Genomic DNA, 3,324 nt, shown 5'->3' on the forward strand with positions numbered 1-3,324 from the left:
ATCCCCTGCTCCACTACACTTTATGCTTTACCCCAACATTTGACAAAGAACCAATAAAAGGACGGTTACGCCGTCCTTTTATTATTAAAATTATATTGAACCATTTAGCCTCTTGACACGGTATTGTCCATTGCCGCCAACCAAAATATTAACACAGCCGTAACCTTGAGAAATGCGAAATATATTTTCTAGCGGCATACCGAGAATATGGCTTAATAGCAGTCGATTGGTTCCGGCATGCCCAACAATAATCAGATCACCTACTGTAGTATTCATTATATCGTTGAAAGCAGCAACAATCCTGGTTTTGCATTCAGCAAAACTCTCGGCACCAGGAATGCGGTAATTGGCTATATCGTTTCCCCGTTTAGCATATTCTTCCGGATAGGTTCGGGCAATTTCCCGAAAGCTTTTACCCTCCCATTCTCCCATGCTAATCTCCCGTAAGTCGACCCGGCTTTGCACTGCTGCATCCAGCTTCTCAGCTATAAGGTTAGCTGTCTGGACAGAACGCGTCAAATCACTTGAAAACACGGCGGCAATTTCCATGCCAGAAAATTTTTCCTGTAGGCTACGAGCCTGATATATACCTTCGTCGGAGAGCGGAATATCAATATGCCCTATATATACCTGTTCATTTTTTGGTAAAGCGATTTTCCCGTGGCGCAGCAAGTAAATATGTCTTTCCTGGTTATCCGGCACTTAGCGTCTCCTTCCCGGTCTGGTCAACTACCTGGATACTTCTTTTACCAGAAGCTAGCGAAAGTTGACATACCATCTCGGCTTCTAGCACCAGCTTGCTCTCCTGCTGTAACATTCGGATTACCGGTAGTTGCCGGACCGCACGTAATATTTCGGATGTATCCAAGAGCTTAACCCCAGGCAGCACCTCGGCAACAATCTTTATCCTGAATAAATTGTCAGTGGTAACGCTAGCAGTGAAATTAATCACTTCTGGCAATGCAAACAGAACTTCATCCAGCTCAGCCATGGTAATGGACTTATCTTGCCCGAAAAATACCCGTCCATCCTTTCTGCTGCAGACCCGTTCTAAACGCCGTAGTATACTGCCGCAAGGACATGGTTCAGTAATGAATCTCGAAATATCACCTGTCCGGTAGCGAACAAGCGGCATTCCCTGCCGCGTCAGAGTAGTAAAGACTACTTCACCATATTCACCGTCAGCACACGGACGGGCTGAAGCCGGATCAATAATTTCAAAATACAGATCATTTTCCCGTAAATGATAGCCATGGTGGGCGGCACATTCCAGGCCACCGCCTAGTCCCATTTCCGTCATGCCATAATGTTCATATACTTCACAATTCCAGATTCGCTTAAGCTCACGCACAATGGCAGCAGGCACATAGTCGGTACTTAAGAGAACACACCTTGGCGCCCATCGACTATGGTTCCATTGTTGCCAGTAACGAGCCATGGCCAAAACTTGTACAGGGACACCAACAAGACAAACAGCCCGCTCCTGGCACATTGCTCGAACAGCATCTGCCGGATCTTCCACAAAACCATAGACAACAGACTGTGCACCTAAAGCATACAATCCTTTACATAGCAGTTCACCTACACTTCCAGGACGTTGACCTGGCAGCAAAATCAGCGTCTTGTCCTCTGGTCCCACTAATGTAGACATTCCATACCGAAAAAAATCAATGGTAAGCTGCTGGTCAAAACTTGTGAAATAAATCCGTTTCGGCTTGCCAGTAGTACCGGAAGTAGCCAAAGTTACTACCCGACTGATGCTTCCCTGGGAGCCGCATACCATCTCACTGCCGTGTTCCATCACATCATCCGGCGTAGTCAAAGGATAGTCTGCAAGGTCTTGCAGCCGTGTAAGGCAATGATCCCCCATTGCTGCAAAATGTCGGCGATAAAAAGGGCTCAAACTCCGGACCCGTGCTACGGTTGTCTGTAACCGCTCTAGCTGGTAAGCCTCAAGCTGCTCTCTAGCCGCTTGTCCGCCTATAGCCCCTGTAGCTTTCGCGATCCAGGCATCTAATGGGGTTATCGGCAATCTAGCATTCATACATTCCTCCGATACAAAGCCCGCCCATGCCGATTTGTGAGATTATAGGCACAAAAGGGAATCAGCCGCTTATCAGGCCCAACCACATGAATAAAGCACTGTTTTAACCGCTCTAAATCTAATGTCCAGGCATCCTGAAACGCCATCCCTGACACAGCCAGCGTATAGGTATTCACTCGTTCCAAAAACTCATCCAAACTGGCCACATTGCCAACACCCGGAGTGACCTGGTCTTTACGGTAAGCTACTGCTTTTTTAGGAGCTGACCATTGTCTAGCAACAAACTGCCGGGCCCGTTTCGCCCCTTCGGTTATGGGTTTAGCCTGACAACAGCAGCTGCTTGCTGCTTCTTGTATTAGAGGCTTTAGCTGCCCATCAGGCATGAGAACAAAATTTCCATGAAAAGAACAATGAGCATGCTCCCCACCTGGCGGCCGAAAATAAATTGTTTTCATTTGTCCATCTGTCTGTCTCTCAATCTCGCGCATCACTTGGGGAAGCGTCATCCGATCCATCTCTTTTGGTTCTTGCGGGTACCTACCAAAATAGCTTATCGGTTGAAAATGCACGCCGCGAATAACCGGCATTTTGCTTATGGCAAATTTTATGATATCGCCAATCTGACTATCATTTACCCCTGGCACTAACGTTGGAACAAGTACAACCCCAAGCTCATGTGCGGCACAAACCTCAATCGCTCGTTTCTTGATGTCCAATAGCGGTCTTCCCCGCAATGTAATATAAACACTGTCACTCATTCCATCAAATTGCAAAAAAACACAGTTCAGGCCTGCCGCTTTCAATTGGCAAACATATTGTTCATCCGTTGCCAGCCGTAAGCCATTGGTATTAATCTGAAAAAAAACCAAGCCTAATTTTTTACCCAATGCAATAATCTCAGGTAAATCATCACGCACAGTAGGCTCGCCACCAGATAACTGAATGTTAAACGGACCGCCGCTATCCATGAGCAATTGATACCATTCCGCAATCTCTGCAAGCTCTGGCTGTTTTTTTTTCGTTGGTATAGCTGCAGCAAAACATACCGGACAATTCAGGTTACATTGATTTGTCACTTCCAGCAGTACGCAACAAGTCTGCTGACGATGCTCCGTACATAAACCGCAGTCAAAGGGGCACCCGTTAACTGACATGGTTGTATTCACTGGTGGCGAAGGAGTTACCGGAATAGTAGACCATTCTTGATAATCGGGTTCCCCTTCCCATACGCAAACCTGATATTCACCATGCACCGGACAGCATTTCTCTAGCCACACCTG

At 46.8% G+C, this 3,324-nt stretch carries 3 protein-coding genes; all 3 read right to left on the bottom strand.

Annotation, left to right across the window (positions count from 1 at the left end; translation table 11 throughout):
- Window positions 1-90: 90 nt before the first annotated feature.
- Complete coding sequence (gene cobC, locus AC29Z1_RS15445) at window positions 91-702, bottom strand: alpha-ribazole phosphatase (RefSeq protein WP_488272345.1); 612 nt, start codon at window positions 700-702, stop codon at window positions 91-93.
- A complete protein-coding gene (locus AC29Z1_RS15450; RefSeq protein ID WP_488272346.1) occupies window positions 692-2,044 on the bottom strand; it encodes a DVU_1553 family AMP-dependent CoA ligase in 1,353 nt (450 codons plus the stop codon). Before AC29Z1_RS15450 ends, cobC begins: the two co-directional genes overlap by 11 nt.
- A partial coding sequence (gene trsS / locus AC29Z1_RS15455) for a radical SAM (seleno)protein TrsS (RefSeq protein ID WP_488272347.1) occupies window positions 2,041-3,324 on the bottom strand: 1,284 nt, incomplete at its 5' end. The genes trsS and AC29Z1_RS15450, both read right to left, overlap by 4 nt.

Source organism: Sporomusa sp., from assembly GCF_057736855.1.

Excerpts from the sequence above, each read along its gene's own strand:
- AC29Z1_RS15450 (WP_488272346.1), bottom strand. The coding sequence starts at position 2,044 with ATGAATGCTAGATTGCCGATAACCCCATTAGATGCCTGGATCGCGAAA.